Origin of the sequence: Phaeobacter piscinae, from assembly GCF_002407245.1 — a bacterium.
Taxonomy (GTDB): domain Bacteria; phylum Pseudomonadota; class Alphaproteobacteria; order Rhodobacterales; family Rhodobacteraceae; genus Phaeobacter; species Phaeobacter piscinae.
This window is the reverse complement of the sequence record NZ_CP010681.1, coordinates 570,740-591,533: the sequence shown is the minus strand read 5'-3', so window position 1 is coordinate 591,533 and position 20,794 is coordinate 570,740. Positions and strand designations below refer to the sequence as shown.

General features: G+C 62.4%; 19 protein-coding genes. 11 read left to right on the top strand and 8 right to left on the bottom strand.

Translation table 11 applies throughout. The features are described 5' to 3' along the window. The first annotated feature begins 55 nt into the window (after window positions 1–55). From phaeop14_RS02680 to phaeop14_RS02630, 11 genes are all read left to right on the top strand, one after another. Window positions 56–1,288: a CpaE/TadZ family protein gene (locus phaeop14_RS02680; protein ID WP_040181912.1), complete on the top strand. Its 1,233-nt coding sequence runs from the start codon at window positions 56–58 to the stop codon at window positions 1,286–1,288. A 29-nt stretch (window positions 1,289–1,317) separates the two neighbouring features. Beyond that, entirely contained in the window at window positions 1,318–2,763 is a 1,446-nt protein-coding gene (locus phaeop14_RS02675) for a TadA family conjugal transfer-associated ATPase (RefSeq protein ID WP_040181909.1), read from the top strand. Continuing rightward, complete coding sequence (locus phaeop14_RS02670) at window positions 2,763–3,731, top strand: type II secretion system F family protein (protein ID WP_014873707.1); 969 nt, start codon at window positions 2,763–2,765, stop codon at window positions 3,729–3,731. Before phaeop14_RS02675 ends, phaeop14_RS02670 begins: the two co-directional genes overlap by 1 nt. Window positions 3,732–3,741: 10 nt before the next feature. After that, window positions 3,742–4,722, top strand: coding sequence for a type II secretion system F family protein (locus tag phaeop14_RS02665; protein WP_072505509.1), 981 nt, complete (start codon window positions 3,742–3,744; stop codon window positions 4,720–4,722). A 3-nt stretch (window positions 4,723–4,725) separates the two neighbouring features. Further along, window positions 4,726–5,328, top strand: a complete 603-nt coding sequence (locus phaeop14_RS02660; protein ID WP_040172024.1) for a tetratricopeptide repeat protein — start codon at window positions 4,726–4,728, stop codon at window positions 5,326–5,328. Between the two features lie 40 nt (window positions 5,329–5,368). Further along, window positions 5,369–6,217 (top strand): tetratricopeptide repeat protein, encoded by an 849-nt coding sequence (locus phaeop14_RS02655; RefSeq protein WP_040181906.1) that lies wholly within the window; start codon window positions 5,369–5,371, stop codon window positions 6,215–6,217. Between the two features lie 19 nt (window positions 6,218–6,236). Beyond that, window positions 6,237–6,743 (top strand): A24 family peptidase, encoded by a 507-nt coding sequence (locus tag phaeop14_RS02650; protein WP_096788684.1) that lies wholly within the window; start codon window positions 6,237–6,239, stop codon window positions 6,741–6,743. 173 nt (window positions 6,744–6,916) lie between these two features. Then, window positions 6,917–8,224 carry an ATPase gene (locus tag phaeop14_RS02645; RefSeq protein WP_040181904.1) on the top strand — a complete coding sequence of 436 codons (1,308 nt, stop codon included), beginning with the start codon at window positions 6,917–6,919 and terminating at the stop codon, window positions 8,222–8,224. A gap of 75 nt (window positions 8,225–8,299) precedes the next feature. Further along, the gene (locus phaeop14_RS02640) at window positions 8,300–10,735 is read left to right on the top strand and encodes a ligase-associated DNA damage response DEXH box helicase (protein ID WP_096788683.1); all 2,436 of its coding nucleotides are present in this window, start codon (window positions 8,300–8,302) and stop codon (window positions 10,733–10,735) included. Window positions 10,736–10,787: 52 nt separating this feature from the next. Next, window positions 10,788–11,462 carry a ligase-associated DNA damage response endonuclease PdeM gene (gene pdeM, locus phaeop14_RS02635; RefSeq protein ID WP_096788682.1) on the top strand — a complete coding sequence of 225 codons (675 nt, stop codon included), beginning with the start codon at window positions 10,788–10,790 and terminating at the stop codon, window positions 11,460–11,462. Between the two features lie 85 nt (window positions 11,463–11,547). Beyond that, window positions 11,548–11,961: a PaaI family thioesterase gene (locus tag phaeop14_RS02630; protein WP_096790206.1), complete on the top strand. Its 414-nt coding sequence runs from the start codon at window positions 11,548–11,550 to the stop codon at window positions 11,959–11,961. Window positions 11,962–12,092: 131 nt separating this feature from the next. Here the strand turns inward: phaeop14_RS02630 and folD are convergent, their stop codons facing one another. The 8 genes from folD to pal all read right to left on the bottom strand — a co-directional run bounded on the left by folD (window position 12,093) and on the right by pal (window position 20,716). Next, window positions 12,093–12,995: a bifunctional methylenetetrahydrofolate dehydrogenase/methenyltetrahydrofolate cyclohydrolase FolD gene (gene folD / locus phaeop14_RS02625; protein ID WP_040172009.1), complete on the bottom strand. Its 903-nt coding sequence runs from the start codon at window positions 12,993–12,995 to the stop codon at window positions 12,093–12,095. A 40-nt stretch (window positions 12,996–13,035) separates the two neighbouring features. After that, entirely contained in the window at window positions 13,036–13,341 is a 306-nt protein-coding gene (locus tag phaeop14_RS02620; protein WP_040172007.1) for a chorismate mutase, read from the bottom strand. A gap of 60 nt (window positions 13,342–13,401) precedes the next feature. Next, on the bottom strand, window positions 13,402–15,078 hold the full coding sequence (locus phaeop14_RS02615; RefSeq protein WP_096788681.1) for a formate--tetrahydrofolate ligase: 1,677 nt from the start codon (window positions 15,076–15,078) through the stop codon (window positions 13,402–13,404). Between the two features lie 267 nt (window positions 15,079–15,345). Further along, on the bottom strand, window positions 15,346–15,924 hold the full coding sequence (locus phaeop14_RS02610) for an MOSC domain-containing protein (RefSeq protein WP_096788680.1): 579 nt from the start codon (window positions 15,922–15,924) through the stop codon (window positions 15,346–15,348). A gap of 183 nt (window positions 15,925–16,107) precedes the next feature. After that, window positions 16,108–18,021: an ATP-dependent zinc metalloprotease FtsH gene (ftsH, locus tag phaeop14_RS02605; RefSeq protein ID WP_096788679.1), complete on the bottom strand. Its 1,914-nt coding sequence runs from the start codon at window positions 18,019–18,021 to the stop codon at window positions 16,108–16,110. Between the two features lie 77 nt (window positions 18,022–18,098). After that, complete coding sequence (gene tilS, locus phaeop14_RS02600; RefSeq protein ID WP_244905800.1) at window positions 18,099–19,259, bottom strand: tRNA lysidine(34) synthetase TilS; 1,161 nt, start codon at window positions 19,257–19,259, stop codon at window positions 18,099–18,101. A 98-nt stretch (window positions 19,260–19,357) separates the two neighbouring features. Further along, complete coding sequence (gene ybgF, locus phaeop14_RS02595; RefSeq protein ID WP_096788677.1) at window positions 19,358–20,200, bottom strand: tol-pal system protein YbgF; 843 nt, start codon at window positions 20,198–20,200, stop codon at window positions 19,358–19,360. Window positions 20,201–20,206: 6 nt separating this feature from the next. Beyond that, window positions 20,207–20,716 carry a peptidoglycan-associated lipoprotein Pal gene (pal, locus tag phaeop14_RS02590; RefSeq protein WP_096788676.1) on the bottom strand — a complete coding sequence of 170 codons (510 nt, stop codon included), beginning with the start codon at window positions 20,714–20,716 and terminating at the stop codon, window positions 20,207–20,209. Window positions 20,717–20,794 lie beyond the last annotated feature (78 nt).

Here is a 20,794-nt window from a genome sequence, read left to right as displayed (position 1 = left end):
GCTAGCGTGCTCCGGCCAAGATGGCGCGACACGCCCCGAGAGAAGGATAACGGTGATGAGCAGCGGTATGCCGCAGACAGAATCGAATGCGATTGTTGCCTGTACGATCAGTCGGGACGTGCAGAACTTCGACCTGCTGATCGAAGACATGGAAGCAACCATGGGCGAATCCTGGGGCGACCTCGGCTTCACCGAGGCGCTGGCCTTCTTCAATCAAAGCGAAGCCGAAGCGCTGGAATTTGTCGCCCTTGCCCTGGACAGCGGCGACGAGGACAACCTGCCGCTGATGGGCACCATCATCACCGAGGCAAAGGCCCGCAATATCAAGGTGATCCTGATTGCCGAGGATGTGACCCCCGCCGCGCTGCACAACCTGCTGCGTCAGGGCGCCGATGAATTCATCCCCTACCCTCTGCCGGAAGGGGAGCTGCAAGCCGCGATTGAGCGCCTGCGCCTGGCCGATGCAGAGCGCACTGCCGAACCCCAGCACGTACTGAAGACCGGCAGTCAGCGCGATGGCGCCGTCATCGTCTGTCATGGTCTGGCCGGCGGCAGTGGCTCAACCACTTTGGCCGTCAACCTCGCCTGGGAGCTGGCGCAGCTGTCGACCAGCGAGACACCGCGCGTCTGCCTCCTCGACTTCGATCTTCAATATGGTTCAGTCGCGACCTACCTCGACCTGCCGCGCCGTGAAGTTGTGATGGAGATGCTCAGCGACACCGAAAACCTCGACGAAGATGTCTTTGGTCAGGCGCTGGTCACCTATGAGGACAAGCTGCAGGTGCTGACCGCACCGGTGGATATGATCCCGCTGGAATTCATCACCCCCGAAGATATCGAACGGGTGGTCACGCTGGCGCGCAGCCACTTCGATTTTGTGGTCATCGACATGCCCCACACGTTGGTGCAGTGGTCGGAGACCATACTCAATATGGCGCATGTCTATTTCTCCATGGTGGAGCTGGACATGCGGTCGGCGCAGAACGCGCTGCGCCTGAAACGGGCGCTGCAATCCGAGGACCTGCCGTTTGAAAAACTGCGGTTTGCGCTGAACCGGGCTCCGAAATTCACGGACCTGAGTGGCAAAAGCCGCGTGAAACGCATGGCGGAATCCTTGGGCATTTCCATCGACCTGCAACTGCCTGATGGCGGCAAGCAGGTGGCGCAGAGCTCTGATCATGGCAATCCGCTGGCCAGTTCAGCGGCCAAAAACCCACTGCGCAAGGAAATTCTGAAACTGGCCCAATCGCTGCATGACCTCGGTCAAAGCGACGCTGCGGCGGCCTGAACCCAGATTTAACCAGGGGCGTTCTTTCCATGTTCTCCAAGTACAAAAAACAGTCTGCCACGCCGCGCGCTGCCGCGCAGCCGGCCCCTGCGGCCGCACCCGCGCCGCAAAAGGCCCCCGCCCCGGCCGCCAACATGCGCAAACCCATGGCCCGCAAGGCGGCTGAGGCAACCCCGGCGGACAAGGAACGTAAACGCAAGGAGCGGATGGGCGAGATCAAGATCCAGCTGCACCGCGAACTGCTGGACAACCTCAACCTCGCCGCGCTGGAACGTGCCAGCGAGGCTGAGCTGCGCGCCGAAATCTCCTCTATCGCCACCGAGATCCTTGAGGAAAAAGGCATCGTTCTCAACCGTGAGGACCGCCAGACCCTGACCAAGGAACTCTATGACGAGGTCACCGGCCTTGGCCCACTGGAAACCCTGCTTCAGGACGACACCGTCAACGATATTCTGGTCAACGGCCCGCAGCAGGTCTTTGTCGAACGCGATGGCAAACTCCAGCTCAGCGATGTGACCTTCAAAGATGAAAAGCACCTGATGCGGATCATCGACAAGATCGTCTCCGCCGTGGGTCGCCGTGTCGATGAAAGCAACCCTTACGTGGACGCCCGTCTTGCCGACGGCTCGCGTTTCAACGCGATGGTGCCGCCGGTGGCCGTGGATGGCTCACTGGTCTCGATCCGTAAATTCAAGAAGGACAAGCTGGGCATTGACGATCTGGTCAACTTCGGCGCCTTCACCGAGGAAATGGCCGCCTATCTTCAGGCTGCGGTCTCCACCCGTCTGAATGTCATCGTCTCCGGCGGTACCGGCTCCGGTAAAACCACAACACTCAACGCGCTGTCATCCTTCATCGACAATGCCGAACGTATCCTCACCATCGAGGATACCGCGGAACTTCAGCTGCAACAGACCCATGTGGGCCGGATGGAAAGCCGCCCGCCCAACGTCGAGGGTCGCGGTGAGGTCTCGCCCCGCGACTGTCTCAAAAACGCCCTGCGGATGCGCCCGGACCGGATCATTGTGGGCGAAACCCGCGGCGAGGAAGTCATCGACATGTTGCAGGCGATGAACACCGGCCACGACGGGTCCATGACCACGATCCACGCCAACTCTGCCCGCGACGGCATCTCGCGTCTGGAAAACATGATCGCCATGGCCGGCATCGAAATGCCGATCAAGGCGGTGCGCAGCCAGATCGCCTCAGCGGTTAACATCATCGTGCAGGCCTCGCGTCTGCAGGACGGCTCCCGCCGCATGACCTCCATCACCGAAATCACAGGTATGGAAGGCGATGTGATCTCCATGCAGGAAATCTTCCGCTTCCAGCGCGTCGGCCTCACGCCGGAGAACAAGATCATCGGCCATTTCACCGCCACCGGCGTGCGCAGCCACTACTCCGAGCGGTTCCGCCTCTGGGGTTACGACCTGCCGTCGGCGATCTATGAACCCACCGTGATGGAGGCCCGCTGATGCAACTGAGTGCAGAACCAATCATCTATGGTCTGATCTTCATCGGCGTTCTGGTGCTGGTCGAAGGTCTCTATCTGGTGACATTTGGCAAATCCATCAGCCTCAACAGCCGCGTCAACCGCCGCCTGGAGATGATGGACAAGGGCGGCAACCGCGAACAGGTGCTGGAACAGCTGCGCAAGGAAATGCGCCAGCATATGAGCGCCAAGTCGATCCCGCTCTATTCGCTGCTGGCCGAACGCGCACAGAAGGCAGCCATCGCCTTCTCACCGCGCCAACTGATCCTGATCATGGGCGGCGTCGCGGCCATCGCCTTCGTTGGCCTCAGCGTCGGCACCAGCGCCGAACTGCCGCTGCGCCTGCTGGCCTCGGTCATCATCGGCGTCGGCGCCGTGTTCTTCTGGGTCAACAAAAAAGCTGCCAAACGCATGGCCATGATCGAAGAGCAGCTGCCCGATGCCGTCGAACTGATGGTGCGCTCCCTGCGCGTTGGTCATCCGTTTTCCTCCGCCGTGCAGATCGTCGCCAATGAGGTCGAGGACCCGCTGGCCACCGAATTTGGCGTCATCGCCGACGAAAGCGCCTATGGCCGCGATGTCGGCGAAGCGCTGAAGGAAATGGCCGAACGGTTGGACATGCAGGACATGCGCTTCCTCGCCGTGGCCGTGACCATCCAGCAGCAATCGGGCGGTAACCTCGCCGAGGTGCTGGCCGGTCTGGCCAAGGTGATCCGCGCCCGCTTCCGCCTGTTCCGCCGTGTAAAAGCCATCACCGCCGAGGCGCAGTGGTCCGGCAAATTCCTCTCTGGCTTCCCGCTGTTCTGTCTGGGCGGCATTCTGGCCAAGGATCCCGGGTACTACGACAGCGTGATCGACCATCCCTGGTTTATCCCCGCCTGTTTCGTCGTTGGCGCCATGCTGACCGTCAATCTCTTCGTTATGCGCATGCTGACGAACATCAAGGTGTGAGGCGAAATCCATGACATCTCTGAGCGATATCAACGACCTGCTGGTGACACACCTTGGCCCCTTCGGCCCGCTTCTGGTGGTTGGGCTGATCGGCCTTTTCATGATCCTGCTGGCGATCCCGCTGCTGCTGAACCAGCCCGAGGATCCGCTGAAAAAGCTGCAGAAAAGCATGTCGGCCAGCACCCAGACCAAACCCAAGAAGGAACGTCTGCGGCAGGCCGATCGCAACGAACAGTTGCAGAAATTCGCCTCCTTTCTGGAACCACAGGACGCCGCCGAACTCTCCAAGATGGAGCTGAAGCTGCGGCAGGCCGGTTACCAGTCCAAGGATTCGGTGCGTTTCTTCCACTTTGCGCAATTCGCCCTGGGGCTGATCGGCCTCGCGTTGGGCCTGTTCTATGTCTACGTGCTGAACGCCGATATGGAGTATGACAGCCAGCAGATGGTGATCCGCATCATCGGCCCCGGTGCTGCCGCCTATATGCTGCCGAAATACTGGATCACCCGCCGCATCGAAGAGCGCAAGCAGGAGATCACCTCCGGTTTCCCCGACGCGCTCGACATGATGCTGGTCTGTGTTGAGGCCGGCCAGTCGCTGGATCAGGCCATCGTGCGCGTCGCCAAGGAACTCCATGCCTCCTACCCTGCTCTGGCGGAGGAATTCGACGTCGTCGCCCAGGAGATGAAAGCCGGCAAGGACAAAGACAAGGTCATGCGCGACATGGGCACCCGTTGCGGCGTGCAGGATGTCTCCTCCTTTGTCACCGTGATGATCCAATCGGCCACCTTCGGCACCTCGATTGCCGAGGCACTGCGGGTCTATGCCGGGGAAATGCGGGACAAACGGGTGATGCGCGCCGAAGAGGCCGCAAACAAGTTGCCAACCAAAATGACCCTTGCCACAATGACCCTCACGGTGCCGCCGCTGCTGATCATTCTGGTCGGACCTTCGGCGCAGGGCATCGCCAATCTGGGCAATATGAGCAAGTAACACATGATGACACTGGGTTGGGCCACCCCCTCCCGTCTCTGTCGACTGATCCCCGCCACCCTCGCGCTTGCGTTGGTGGCGGCGTGCATGTCACCGGGCGGCAAATCGGATCCCGACGATCCCCTTGGCGCCCCGGCCCTGCCCGGCATTGATCCGCGTGGCACATCCGAAAGCGGCCTTATTGTCGGCCACCGGCTGATGGCGGCCGCGGAATATGAGCTGGCGTTGGACGCTTTCACCCGCGCTGCACTGGAGGACGGGCTGAGCGCTGAGGTGCTCTCCGGCCTTGGCACCGCCAATCTGGGACTGGGGCGTCTTGGGCAGGCCGAAACCCATCTGCGCCGCGCGGTGGAGCGTGATCCCGACTGGCCCGCCGCCATGAACAACCTCGGCGTGGTGCTGATGGAACGGCAAAAATATCCCGAGGCCGAGCAGATCCTGCGCCGCGCCTTCGCGCTTGATCATGGCGAAAGTGACGCAATCCGCGAAAATTTCCGCCTTGCCCTCGCAAAACTTGACCAGAGCACGCATAGTGATCCGCAACAAAAAGGCTACGCATTGGTGCAACGCGGCGGGGGCAGTTACCTGATTCGCACATCCCAGTGACGCAAGGCCTAGAGGCAGAGCAGCACAGAGGACGCAAAAAATGCGCCAGCAGATTTTCGTATCCGTATGTCTGGTCGGTGGGCTTGCCCTGTCGGCCTGCGCCAAGGACGACACCGAAGCCGTGGACCGCGCCTTTCAGGAGGTGAATGTGGTCGATGAAAGCAACCTCAACGATGTGATGTTGACGGTTGCCGACCCGAATGAGGCCGTCACATATTTTCAGCGCACCGTGAAATCCGCCCCCGAGCGGATCGACCTCAACCGGGGACTGGCGCTCTCGCTGATCCGCGCCAAGCGCAACACCGAGGCCGTCACCGCCTGGAAAAAAGTCGTCTCTCTCCCCGAGGCCACCGATGAGGACCGCGTCGAACTGGCCGACGCGCTGATCCGCACCAGCAATTGGGCCGAGGCCCGCACCACGCTCGACAAGGTGCCGCCCACCCATGAGACCTTCAAACGCTACCGGTTGGAGGCGATGGTGGCCGACTCCGAGCAGAACTGGAAACGCTCCGACAGTTTTTACCAGACCGCCGTTGGCCTCACCACGCAGCCCGCCCGCGTGATGAACAACTGGGGCTACTCCAAATTGACCCGTGGCGATTATGCCGAGGCCGAGCGCCTGTTTGGCGATGCCATCCGTCAGGATCAGTCGCTGTTCACCGCCAAGAACAATCTGGTGCTGGCCCGTGGCGCACAGCGCAACTACACCCTGCCGGTGATCCCGATGGATCAGACCGAACGCGCCCAGCTGCTGCACACGCTGGCGCTGTCGGCTGTGAAACAGGGCGACGTCCAGACCGGCGAAAGCCTGCTGCGTCAGGCGATCTCGACCCACCCGCAGCATTTCGACGCTGCCGCCCGCGCACTTGCTGCGCTGGAAAACGGCTAACCACCGGAGCCTGCGCCCCATGCTGATCTCGGCCCATGTCGCCCTATGGTTCCTGCCTTTTGTCGTGCCGCTCTGCTGCGTGGTCGCACTCAATGACCTGCGCCACATGCGGATCCCCAACTGGACGGTGGATCTTCTGGCCGCAATCTTTGTCATTGTCGGCCCCTTCCTGATGAGCTGGACAGACTATGGCTGGCAGCTTTTGCATCTGCCCATCGGCATCGGCCTGGGCTTCCTGTGCTACAGCGCCGGCATGGTCGGGGCGGGTGATGCCAAATTCGCCGGTGCCGCAGCCCCCTTTGTGGTCTTTGGTGATCTCTCCGTGGTGGTGATCATCTTCTCCGCCATGCTGCTGGCCGGGTTCCTGACGCATCGGATTGCCAAATACACCCCCCTGCGCCGTCTCGCGCCGGAGTGGAAAAGCTGGGATGTTGGCAGCAAATTCCCGATGGGCCTCTGCCTTGGCGGCACCTTGGTGTTCTATCTGGTCTTGGGCAGCCAGCTGGGCCAGAGCGCCCCCGTCTAGGCCCCTCCGGGTCTCCCCGCAGCTTTCCTAAAATGCGCCGCATCCTTGCCGCCGCTTCGCGGAAATGCACCAGCTTTGCCCCGCTTGTGCCACAGTGCTGAATAAACTCTTGTCTGGAACACCCGCGCGCCATCCGGCGTGCCCTTGTGCAACCGAAACAGGCAGACCGCAGCATGAATATGGAAACCTCCGCCGTCATGGCGCCCCCCTCCCCGCGTGGTCTGGAGCAGATGCAGCTCCCCATGGTGATGATGCGGGACATCCTGCTGAAGACGATCTTCCGCAAGACCTGCGAAAACGTCAGCGAAATCGCCGCCGCAATCTGCCTGCCAATCCCGGTGACACAGGAACTGGTGGATATTGCCCGCGAACAGAAACTGCTGGAGGCCACCGGCACGCTGAATGCGAACTCCGGCAACGAAATGGGGTATCAGCTGACCGAGGCAGGCAAGGCCCGCGCGCTGGATGCCCTCAGCCAGTCGGAATACTACGGCGCCATGCCGGTGCCGCTGGACATCTACCGCGAGCAGGTCAAACGCCAGTCGATCCGCAATATTCTGGTCACCCGTCAGCAGCTTCTAGGGGCGATGGGCCATCTGGTGCTGCCCGACAGCCTGCTGGACCACCTTGGCCCCGCCGTCAGCGCCGGCCGCTCCATCCTGATGTATGGCCCTCCCGGCAATGGCAAATCCTCCATCTCCAACGGGATCCGCGATGCCCTTGGCGACAATGTCTATGTGCCCCGCGCCATCGAATACGCCGGTCAGGTGATCACCGTTTATGACCCGATCGTACACACCGCCGTCCCCCTGCCGGAGGATGACCCCAACAGCCTGCGCCGCGCGCGCCGCTTTGACAGCCGCTATGTGATGTGTGAACGCCCCACGGTTGTTACCGGGGGTGAGCTGTCCCTGTCGATGCTGGATCTGGTCTACAACCCCACTGCGCGCACCTATCAGGCTCCGCTGCAGCTGAAATCCACCGGCGGCATTTTCATCGTCGATGACCTTGGCCGACAGGCGGAATCACCGCAGGCGCTGGTCAACCGCTGGATCGTGCCGCTGGAAGAGGGCCGCGATATCCTCTCCCTGCAATCAGGCGAAAAATTCGAGGTGCCGTTTGACACGCTGGTGATCTTCTCCACCAACTTTCACCCCAATGAGATCTTCGATCAGGCCGCCTTGCGCCGGATCTTCTTCAAGATCAAAATCGACGGCCCGGATCAGGAAAACTTCCTCAAGATCTTTGCCATGGTGGCGCAGAAAAAAGGCATCCCGCTGGATGAGGCCGCGCTGGTCCACCTGCTCAAGCACAAATACCCGACCATCGACAATATCTACGCCAACTACCAACCGGTGTTCCTGATCGACCAGATGAAGGCGATCTGCGATTTCGAAGGCATCCCCTATCAGATGTCTCCCGACCTCATCGACCGCGCCTGGGCCAATATGTTCGTGAAGGACGAACACATCGTCAAATAAGCCACCCCAAAGTTTTTTGAAAAACTTTGGCCAGAAGGTTTAGAAAAGTTCTGCCGACGCGCCTACATAAGTCGGATGAGCAGGCTTCCCGATGTTGTCACAGATTGGTTCAGCACCCGTGGCTGGACCATTCATCCCCATCAGCAGGAGATGCTGGACCGTGCCGAGGATCCGGCCACCCTGCTGATTGCCCCCACCGGCGGCGGCAAGACGATGGCCGGCTTCCTGCCGACGCTGGCTGATCTGGCAACCGGCGACCATCAGGGGCTCCACACGCTCTATGTCTCACCGCTGAAGGCGCTGGCGGCAGATATCAAACGCAACCTGCGCACCCCGGTTGACGACATCGGCCTGCCCATCCGCATTGATGATCGCACGGGTGACACGCCCGCCAGCCGCAAGCGCAGCCAGCGCGCCGATCCCCCCCATATCCTGCTCACCACACCGGAAAGCCTCGCCCTGCTCACCTCTTACGAGGACGCGCCGCGCATGTTTGCCGGGCTGAAACGGGTGGTGCTGGATGAAATCCACGCCCTCGCCGACAGCAAACGCGGTGACCAGCTGATGCTCGCCCTGACCCGGCTGCAAGCGATCTGCCCCGACATGCGCCGGGTCGGCCTTTCCGCCACCGTCGATGATCCCGCCGCCATCGCGCAGTACCTCGCGCGCCATCCCGACCCCTGTGATATCGTGCTGGCCGATCCCGGCCCCGCCCCCGACATCCGGATGCTGCACACAGACGCGGCCCCACCCTGGGCCGGTGGCGGTGCTGCCCATGCCATCCCCGCCGTGCTGGAGCAGATCAAGGCCCATAAGACCACGCTCATCTTCCACAACACCCGCGCCCAGGCCGAGATCTTCTTTCGCAACCTCTGGCTCGCCAATGACGACGGCCTGCCGATTGGTATCCACCACGGTTCGCTTGATCGGGTGCAACGCGACCGGGTGGAGGCGGCGATGGTCCGGGGAGAGCTGCGCGCCGTGGTCTGCACCGGCTCGCTTGATCTGGGCATCGACTGGGGCGACGTGGATCTGGTGATCCAGATCGGCGCGCCCAAAAACGTCAAGCGACTGGTGCAGCGCATCGGCCGCGCCAACCACCGCTACAACGCGCCGTCCAAGGCGCTACTGGTGCCCGCCAACCGGTTTGAGGTGGTGGAATGCCGTGCCGCCCTTGAGGCGGTTGAGGCTGGCACGCTGGACGGCACGCCACGCCATCCCGGCCCCCGCGACGTCCTCTGCCAACACATCCTGATCCGCGCCTGCGCCGGTCCCTTTGCTGCCGATGATCTGTTTGCTGAGGTCACCGGCGCTGGCGCCTATGCCAGCCTCACCCGCGCAGAGTTTGACGCCTGCCTCGACTTCTGCGCCACCGGCGGCTACGCGCTTCGGGTCTATGACCAATGGCAGCGGCTGCTGCAGCGCCCCGACGGGCTGTGGCAGCTGCGGGACCCCCGCGCCGCCCGTCGCATCCGCATGAATATCGGCACCATTCAGGACGCGGACCTCCTGAAGGTCAGGCTCAAACGCAGCCGTGGCGGCAAACCTCTGGGGGAGATTGAAGAAGCCTTTGCCGCGACCCTCACCCCCGGAGATACCTTTCTCATTGGCGGACAGGTTGTGCGCTATGAGGGGTTGCGCGAAATGACGGTTGAGGTCAGCCGCAACGCCAGCAAGACGCCCAAGGTCGCTGTCTTCTCCGGCACCAAATTTGCCACCTCAACCCAGCTCAGCACCCGCATTCTGGATATCCTGCAACGCGACAGCTGGCCGGATCTGCCGTCCCATACCGCCGACTGGCTGGCGTTGCAGCGTCAGGTCTCTGAGATGCCGCGCCGGGGCCAGCTGCTGCTGGAGAGTTTTCCCTTCCGGGGCCGCGAATATCTCTGCGTCTATGGCTTTGCCGGGCGCAACGCGATGCAGACCCTCGGTCTGTTGCTGACCAAGCGCATGGAAGAGCTGTCGCTTGATCCGCTGGGCTTTGTCGCCACGGATTATGCCACGCTGATCTGGGGTCTCAGCCCGGTTGACGACCCCGCCCCGCTGTTCGACCCGGACAAACTGCGCGCCGGTCTCGATGGCTGGCTGGCGGACAACGCGGTGATGAAACGCAGCTTTCGCGCGGTGGCCAATATCGCAGGCCTCATCGAACGCAACACCCCCGGCCAGCGCAAAAACGGCCGTCAGGCGACATTTTCCTCCGACATCCTCTACGACACCCTGCGCAAATATGATCCCGATCACCTGCTTCTGGACATCACACGGCAGGAGGCGCTTGGCGGTCTGGTGGACTTCGGCCGCATTGAGGAGATGCTGGCGCGCACCAAGGGCCGTATCACCCTCAACCGCCTGTCGCGGATCTCCCCCCTCGCAGCCCCCCTGTTGCTTGAGGTCGGCAAAGTCCCGGTAAAAGGCGCGGCACAGGAAAAACTACTGCAGCGCGAGACCGAGGAGCTGATGCGGAGTGCCGGGCTGGCCGAGCTGACGCCGCCGCAGGAACCAGGCCTCTGACAGCGGCAGGCGGGACTTGCACCCGCCCGCAAAACCAGCGATCAGACGCCTAATGACCGGCTATGATTTCTCCCTCGCAGGCGAGCGCCTGACAGCACTCGGATCCGGCGCGCTCTGGTGGCAGGCGCGCGGTCTGCTTTGCGTCGCCGATCTGCACCTGGGGAAATCCGAACGCCAGCTCAGGCGCGGTGGCACCGCCCTGCCCCCCTATGAGACCCGCGATACGCTGGACCGCCTTGCAGCGGTGATCGAGCAGACGCAGCCGGAGATGGTCGTCTGTCTGGGCGACAGTTTTGACGATGATGCCGCCGCTGCCGTGCTGTCGCCGACGGATCGCACGCACCTTGAACAGCTGATTGCCGCCACCCGCTGGGTCTGGATCACCGGCAATCATGATCCCGCCCCGACCGGGCTGGCAGGGGCCGCGCTGGACAGCCTGACCCTTGATCCGCTGCTGTTTCGCCATATCGCCGACCCGGCATTTACCAGCCAGCCCGATACCGGGATCGCCGCCGAACTCTCCGGCCACTACCACCCGAAGGCCCGCCTGCGCGGCAGCGCCCGACCGGCGTTTCTGGCCGATCACCAGCGGCTGATCCTGCCCGCCTTCGGCACCTATACCGGCGGCCTTTGCACCACCCATAGCGCGCTGCGGGATCTGATGTCACCGCGCGCCCTCGCGATCCTCACCGGGCCACGCGCCCTGCCGTGCCCGATGCCGCGCTGACCCTTTTCCTAGATCTGCGCGTAGCGTCACATCCCCAACCCAATACGCGTGGTCTATGCTGGCTGCACATGTGAAAGGGACCGCCATGATCAAACAGCGCATCCGCGACAGTTTTGCCAAACAGACCATGATGCAGACGCTGGGCGCGGAAATCGCAGAGGTCGGCGAAGGCACCGTCACCCTCACCGCGCCGATCCTGCCGGGCAGTCGCCAGCAGCACGGCGTCGCCCATGCCGCCCTCAGCTTTGCCACTGGGGACAGCGCCGCAGGTTATGCCGCCCTCACCCTGATGCCCGAAGACAGCGAAGTGATGACCGCCGAGATGAAGATCAACCTTCTGGCACCGGGCGCAGGTGACATGCTGCGCGCCACGGGCAAGGTGATCAAACCCGGCCGCCGTCTGGTGATTGTCACCGCCGAGGTCCATGCCATAACCGGCGATGAGGAAAAACTGATCGCCCTTCTGCAGGGCACAATGGTGCCGGTCGCTGCGGGCTGATCCGCGGGCGGTTCCCGCCTGTCACCTTTCCAAAAAACACTCCCGCCCAATGCCCGGCAGGCGGCTTTGCCGCTGAAAGGGGGGCACTCGACGGGAGTATCAAACGTTATCGTCGTGGTTTTACGCGGGATTTAAGCCGTCAGCCCTTCCGGCTCTGCCAGCCCATTGGCGCGGCAGCAGGCGGTCACGGTGTTGGCCAGAAGGCAGGCAATGGTCATCGGACCAACGCCGCCCGGCACCGGGGTGATCGCGCCTGCGCGCTCGGCGCAGCTGGCGTAGTCCACATCGCCCACCAGACGGGTCTTACCTTCGCCTTTTTCCGGGGCGTCGATCCGGTTGATGCCCACGTCGATCACGGTGGCGCCTTCCTTGATCCAGTCACCGGGTACCATTTCCGGGCGGCCAACGGCAGCAACCACGATATCGGCGCGGCGGACAACATCCGGCAGATCCTTGGTGCGGGAATGCGCGATGGTCACGGTGCAGCTGTCGCCCAAGAGCAGCTGCGCCATCGGCTTACCAACGATGTTCGACCGGCCAATCACAACCGCGTCCATGCCCGACAGCGAGCCGTGATAGTCGCGCAGCATCATCAGGCAGCCCAGCGGCGTGCAGGGCACCATCGACTTCTGACCGGTGCCCAACAGGCCCACATTGGAGATGTGGAACCCGTCCACGTCTTTCTCAGGCGCGATGGAGTTGATGATCAGATCTTCGTTCAGATGGCCGGGCAGCGGCAGCTGCACCAGAATACCATGCACAGCCGGGTCCTTGTTCAGCTGATCGACCACCGCCAGCAGATCTGCCTCAGACGTATCGGCATCCAGCTTATGCTCAAAGGAGTTCATGCCCGTTTCAACGGTCTGTTTGCCCTTGGAGCGCACATAGACTTGGCTTGCGGGATCTTCCCCCACCAGAACCACCGCCAGACCAGGGGTGATGTCATGCTCTTCCTTCAGCCGGGCCACGTGGCCTGCCACTTTCTCCCGTACGGTGGCGGCAAAGGCCTTCCCGTCGATGATATTCGCTGCCATTGCTTCTGTCCTCTTGCTGCGCGCCACATGCGGCTGCGCGTTACTCCTCGCGGATCACCCGTGCCTCACGGGCAATCGACCAGTCCACCAGCTGCCGCCACAGTGCTTCGATCAGATCCGGGTCGAGCCCCGTGGCCTCTGCCGTGGTCCGGGCATTCATGACCACCTCTTCGACACGGGCCGGAATACGCGCTGGCCAGCCGTTTTCCGTCTTCAGCTCGATCGCGCGGTCGATATAGCTGGCCCGCTCTGCCAGACGCGCGATCAAGTCACGATCCAGCCGGTCGATCTGCTGCCGCAGCATGGCCATATCGGCACAGTCCTGCGGCGGGTGTCGTTCAGTCATCGCTTCAAACTCCTGCGGCCCGGGGAGGCTCCCCGGGCCGCAGATTGCCTATTTCAGGCCTTAGAACAAGCCTTCGATCTGGCCTGCGTCATTCAGGCGGATCGATTCCGACGCGGGTTTGCGCGGCAGACCCGGCATGGTCATGATCTCACCGCAGACAACCACGATGAAACCAGCCCCCGCCGACAGGCGTACTTCGCGAACCGGGACCGAATGGCCGGTGGGCGCGCCGCGCAGGTTCGGATCGGTGGAGAAGGAATACTGGGTTTTCGCCATGCAGACCGGCAGGGTGCCATAACCCGCATCTTCCCATTCTTTCAGCTGGTTGCGGATCTTCTTGTCGGCCAGAACCTCGTCGGCGCGGTAGATGCGCTTGGCGATGGTTTCGATCTTCTCAAAGAGCGGCATCTCATCGGGGTAGATCGGCGAGAAGTTCGCAGAAGCGGCATCGACGATTTCGACAACTTTCTCAGCCAGCGGTGCGGAGCCCTCGGAGCCCAGCTCCCAGTGGCGCGACAGAACCGCTTCGACACCGTGGGTGGCGCAATAGGCTTTGACCGCGTCCACTTCGGCATCGGTGTCGGTGACAAAATGGTTGATCGCAACCACAACCGGCACGCCAAAGGATTTGACGTTCTCGATGTGACGGCCAAGGTTGGCACAGCCGGAGTTGACTGCATCGACGTTCTCAGCGCCCAGATCCGCCTTGGCCACGCCGCCGTTCATCTTCATCGCGCGCACGGTGGCAACCAGCACCACTGCGGACGGCGCAATGCCCGCCTTGCGGCATTTGATGTTCATGAACTTCTCGGCACCGAGGTCCGCACCAAAGCCTGCTTCGGTGACAACATAGTCAGCCACTTTCAGCGCGGTCTTGGTTGCGATGACGGAGTTACAGCCGTGTGCGATGTTCGCAAACGGGCCACCGTGGACAAACGCCGGGTTGTTTTCTAGGGTCTGCACCAGGTTCGGCTGCATCGCGTCTTTCAGCAGCACGGTCATTGCGCCTTCGGCCTTGATGTCGCGGCAGTAAACCGGGGTCTTGTCGCGGCGATAGGCCACGATGATGTCGCCCAGACGCTTTTCCAGATCCTTCAGGTCGTTGGCGAGGCAGAGGATCGCCATCACTTCCGACGCCACGGTGATGTCAAAACCGGTTTCACGCGGGAAACCGTTGGACACGCCACCCAGGGACGCCGTGATCTGACGCAGGGCGCGGTCGTTCATGTCGACCACACGACGCCATGCAACGCGACGGATGTCGATTTCGCACTCATTGCCCCAGTAGATGTGGTTGTCGATCATCGCCGACAGCAGCGAGTGGGCAGAGGTGATCGCGTGGAAGTCACCGGTGAAGTGGAGGTTCATTTCCTCCATCGGCACCACTTGCGCGTAACCACCACCTGCGGCGCCACCCTTCATGCCGAAGTTCGGGCCGAGGCTCGCTTCGCGGATACAGATCATCGCGTTTTTGCCGATGCGGTTCAGACCGTCACCCAGACCCACGGTGGTGGTGGTCTTACCTTCACCCGCAGGGGTCGGGTTGATCGCGGTCACCAGAATCAGCTTGCCGTCTTCTTTCGACTGCACCGAGTTGATGAAGTCCTGGCTCACCTTCGCCTTGTCGTGGCCATAGGGCAGCAGATCGTCGCTGGAGATGCCGATCTTTTCACCGATTTCCTGGATCGGACGCTTCTGCGCCTCGCGGGCGATTTCGATGTCACTCTTGTAGCTCATGGCCGGGTTCCTGAATTGTGAGGTCGCGAATGTACAGGCACAGCCGTGCCGGTTTCCCGCAAGACTTAGCCCTTCTGCGACATTCGATGCGCGTGATTTCCGACATGATCAGGCATTGAAACGGCGTTCACTCACCCTAGGGCAGCCAAAGATTGCCAATTGTGTCAGGCCGACGCCTATACGCAACCGCGAGGGGGAGATTGGCCCGACTCAAAGCCGGGCCTCAGGTGTGCCTCAGCCGGACTTCAAGCGAGTCTCAGTCAAGTTTCAGGGCGCCCAGGCTGGTTGATCCGGCACAAACAGGCGCAGGGGTTCGCCCGCTTTCAGCACGCCGGGCCGCTCCACCCAGGCCATCACCCCACGCCGCCCGGTGGCCGCCGGTTTGAACTTCGGACCAAAGCCTGCGTGATCCTTCTCGATCTCCTTGGCCGGGAAAATGCAGGGCCGGTTTTCGATATCCACCGTCAGCGTCACCCCGTCTGGCCCTTGCAAGCGGCTGGAGGGCGGCAGATGGCTGAGGTCGGGAATACCGCGCAGCACCAGTGTCGCCCCAAGGTGAACCGGGTCGATCCGCTCCATCCCCATATCCGCAGCGATCAGCGCCAGTTCTTCCTCCGAAAGGATGCTGATCTGGCGCAGATTGCGGATTTCCGTGCCCTCGGGATGCAGGTTGCGCACCCGCACACAGGACGCCCGCAAGGCGCCCTCGTGGCGCTCCCCCGCGATCCCGTCAAAGCTCAGCGTCAACTGATCCTGCTGCTCTGATCGCAGCCCCCCGGTGGCCGCCGGAACATAGCCGATCCAGGTCACCTCTCCCTGAAACTCGGTTTCGCGCATCACTGGCATGGGGCATCTCCACTGCAAAATAACCTGACAAATCAGCGTCACCATAGGCACGCGCCCGGTGTCTGACCAGCCCTGCAACAGCCCCTATGGCTCGCCGTCGGTGCATCACACCCAGCGCATCAAAAAACCCGGCCACCTGTTGGGGACCGGGTTTGGTTTTGCAGTATTCTGAATGCCTTACCGTCAGGAAGACGGCTCCGGCGCCAGGCCATCATCCGATGCGGACTTCTTCGGCTTGGCCTTCGGGATCGCGGTGACCGAGGCGCCGCCGGTGTCGGCATCGTCGCCCTCATCTTCGCCCGCCTGTGGCGGGTCGCCCTTCATCACGCGTTTGATCTCGTCACCGGTGAGGGTCTCATATTCCAAGAGCCCCTGCGCCAGCCGTTCCCATTCCTCATTCTTGTCTTTGAGGATCTGCAACGCCTGATCATAACCCTGCTGGATAAAGCGTTTCACCTCATCCTCGATCAGTTCCTTGGTGTTGGCAGAGACCGAGAAGCCAGCGGTGTTGCCGGAATAACCCTCATGCGCTTCGGCGTAGTCGATATTGCCGACCTTGTCCGACATACCCCAGCGCAGCACCATGGCCCGCGCCAGCTGGCTGGCCTGCTGGATGTCGCCCGCCGGACCGTTAGAGACATGATCCTCGCCGTATTTGATCACCTCAGCCGCCTTGCCGGCCATGGTCATCGCCAGTTTCTGCTGACATTCATCCCGGTGATAGTTCAGCCGGTCCATTTCGGGCAGCGACACCACCATCCCCAGCGCACCACCGCGCGGAATGATCGTTGCCTTATAGACCGGATCACACAGCGGCAATTCCAAACCGACAACCGCGTGGCCCGCTTCGTGGTAGGCGGTTTTTTCCTTCTGATCCTGCGTCAGCACCATGGACCGACGCTCCGCCCCCATCATCACCTTGTCCTTGGCCGATTCGAAATCTTCCATGGTGACAAAACGGCGTCCGACGCGGGCGGCCATCAGCGCGGCCTCATTCACCAGATTGGCCAGATCCGCGCCCGAGAAACCGGGGGTGCCGCGCGCGATGATGCGCAGATCCACATCCGGGCCCAGAGGCGTCTTGCGCGCATGCACGCCAAGGATTTTCTCACGGCCCTTGATGTCGGGGTTGCCGACGGTGACGTTGCGGTCAAACCGGCCCGGACGCAGCAGCGCAGGGTCCAGCACGTCCTTACGGTTGGTCGCGGCCAGGATGATCACGCCTTCGTTGGCTTCAAAGCCATCCATCTCAACCAGCAGCTGGTTCAGCGTCTGCTCGCGCTCATCATTGCCACCGCCGTAGCCGGCACCACGATGGCGACCCACAGCGTCGATTTCATCGATGAAAACAATACAGGGCGCGTTCTTCTTCGCCTGCTCGAACATGTCGCGCACACGGGAGGCACCGACGCCGACAAACATCTCGACGAAATCAGAGCCAGAGATGGTGAAGAACGGCACACCGGCCTCGCCGGCAATGGCCCGCGCCAGCAGCGTCTTACCAGTCCCCGGAGGGCCCACCAGCAGCGCGCCTTTGGGGATTTTGCCGCCCAGACGGGAGAATTTCTGCGGGTTGCGCAGGAATTCAACGATCTCTTCCAGCTCTTCCTTAGCCTCATCAATGCCCGCGACATCGTCAAAGGTCACGCGGCCATGCTTCTCGGTCAGCATCTTGGCTTTGGATTTGCCAAAGCCCATGGCGCCCCCTTTGCCGCCGCCCTGCATCCGGTTCATGAAATAGATCCAGACACCAATCAGCAGCAGGAAGGGCAACAGCGTCAGCAGGAACGACTGGAACCCGGACTGCTGCTGCTTTTCAGCGCGCACCGGGATGTTGTTGTCGATCAACAGCGTGGTCACCTCGGCATCGCCGGGTTTGATGGTCATGAAGTTCTGGCCGTCCGACGTGGTGTAGCGAACCTGTTCGCCATCCAGCGTCACAGTGCTGACATTGCCGTTTTCAACCGCGCTGACAAAGTCAGAAAAAGTCTTCTCTCGGCTCTGCATGGTGCTGCCGGAACCACTGAACAAGTTGAACAGCGCCAAGACGAGCACAAACAGAACAACCCAAAAGGCGATATTGCGTACGTTGCCCAAGGAAAGTCTCCCAATATGCGAGGCGCACCTGGCAGGCCGCCTTCGTTGCCTCTAAAATAGGGATACTTCACTGAGGTTCAATGCGATAAAAGAGCTGTGAAGAACTCTTCGCTGTTCTGGACCAGTTCTGCGGACCATCCGTTGCCATTTCCCGCCAATGGGGCGGCAATCAACTGATCCTGTTTCCACACCGCCGGCGTCGCCTGCAAAACCGCGCCCGGCACATCGGCCCGGCGCCAGTCAGGGCAATGCAGCAACCCCTCCGGCCCCAGCGCGCGCACCTCGTGATCCGTCACCTCTCCGCCAAAAACCCGCCAGCGCTGGTCCCAGATTTTGCCCGGCAGCGCCACCTCTTCGGCGACCGGTTTATATTCGCGGCAAATCCAGGTGCGCTGCCTGCGGGTGATCATCCGGCACCCCCCAAGGGTGAAGGACCCCCCGTGGCGCACCGCATCGCGCGCCTTGACCATAGGTTCCCGGCGTGGCGGATGCACCGCCCCGCTGACCCATTGCACCGACCGCACCAACAGCCGATGGGCGATTTCGTCCGGCAGGGTGCGAAACTGGCGCTGGTCGATCACAATCGCGCCATCGCGCACCTCCGCCATGTCCCGGGCAGCCAAAAACGTATACCAATCCAGCGCTTCACGGGCGGTGCCCATATTGCGCGCCACGGCGGCAAGCCGCTCCACCGTCAACCCCAGCGGTGCCAGCGCGTCCATTGCCTGACGCACCCTGACCCGTTCGAACCGGGCATCTTCATTGCTCGGATCCTCGACCCAGTGGCAATCACGGGCGCGCAGATATTCGCGCAGCTCTTCGCGTGTGACCTCCAGCAGCGGGCGCAGCAGCGTCACCCCCTCCATGGCCCGGCTGCGCGACATCGCCGACAGGCCAGAGACGCCCGACGACCGGCCCAGCCGCATCAGCAGCGTTTCGGCCTGATCATCCGCCGTATGCCCCAGCGCAACAGTGGAGATGTCATTCAACTGCGCCCAGGAGGTCAGCAGCGCATAGCGCGCAGTGCGGGCCTGTTCCTGCAGATTGCCCGCCTGCCCTGCCGTCGGGCGGTCACACCATTGCAGGATGTCATGAGCCATGCCCAGTTTGGCAGCGGCGCCCGCTACCATCTGCGCCTCCGCGCCGGAGGTCGGGCGCAACCCGTGGTCCACGGTCGCGACACAAATCTCAACACCAACATCGGAAAAACACTCATGCAGCAAATGCATGAGCGCCATCGAATCACCCCCTCCCGAAACCGCGACCCCCAACCTTGCGGGCAGGGCAGATCGGAACTGCTCCTGCACGATGGCCAGGATATCCCGGTCGGGGCGGGTCAATTGCAGGCCAGTTTGGCGCGCTCGGCCTCCGCTGCCGCGGTCTCAGCGGCGCCGGGGAACCGGCTGCCAACCTCAGCGAGGGTCACGCAGGCCTGGCTGGTCTGCCCCAGCCGCCCCAGTGCTGCCCCCAGTTCAAACAGGGCTTTTGGCGCGGTCTCGCCCGTCGCATTGCCAGAGAAGGACGCCAGATAGGCCCGTGCGGCCTCGCGGGTGTCGCCCAGGCCGTCCAGCGCCTTGCCACGGTTATATTCCACCGCAGCTGCCAGAGGGCTGCCGGGATATGCCTGTGTGAAGGCTGCGAATTTCTCTGCCGCCTCCTGATAGGCACCGCTGTCCAGCGCGGCCTTGGCGGCATCGAAATCCGCCTGTTCGCCAACCGCCAGCTCAGAGGTGGTATCAACTGCGGTGCCCGGCGTCGCGGGCAGGGCCGGTGCGCCACCTTCGGGCAAGTCCCCACCGCCAAGCGTGGTGGTCTCCCCCAGCTGCGAGATATCGCCGCCTTCCAGCTCCACCAGCCGGAACTCAAGATCACCGATCCGGTTGGTGCCATCCTGCACCACGCGATCCACCCGGTAAGACAGTTGTTCGGTCTGCGCGGTCAGCCGCTGCAGCTCCGCCTCAATGGCGCTGACACGGTCCAGCACGCTGTCCCCTGCGACATTGGTCTGCGGGCTGCCGGTGGTCGACATTTCTCGCTTCAATCGCTGAATCTCCACGTGCAGAACCGTCAGCTCCTGACGGATATCAGCAAGCGTTTGGTCATCCTGTGCCCGCGCCATCAACGGCGGCATGGCCAGCACCAGCGCAAGGGCGGCAATCGCTAAAGGACGCAGTTGCATGATCGTTTACCCCGTCAGGCCACCCGCCAGCACGGTGACCGCGCGACGGTTCTTGGTGTAGCAGGCCTCGTTCGAGCAGATCTCCAGCGGGCGTTCCTTGCCAAAGCTGACGACCTGCAGACGGTTGCCCGCCACCCCCTGCGACAGCAGATATTCCCGCGCGGCATTGGCGCGGCGCGCGCCGAGGGCGAGGTTATATTCCCGCGTGCCCTGCTCATCCGCGTGGCCTTCGATGGTGACCACATAATCCGGGTTCGCAGTGAGCCAGCGCGCCTGCCCCTGCAGGACGCTTTGTGCGGCGGGCGACAGCGTCGATTGGTCCACGGCAAACAACACCCGGTCGCCAACGGTTTGCTGGAAATAGGCCGGGCTCCTGGGGTCAAGCTGTCCCGCGGCGCCTGCCCCCGCTCCCGCAGCGGAGCCATTGCCCCCAGCCGTGTCGTCCCAGGGATTGCCTGCACAGGCACTCAGTCCCAATGCCGCTGCCACCAGCATTGCTTTTGTCAAACCACTCATGATGTCCGCCTCGTCCCGTTTCCATATCTTGCACCAGATTTATCACAGCGCTGATGCCGCTGCCACTTTGGTCTTTGG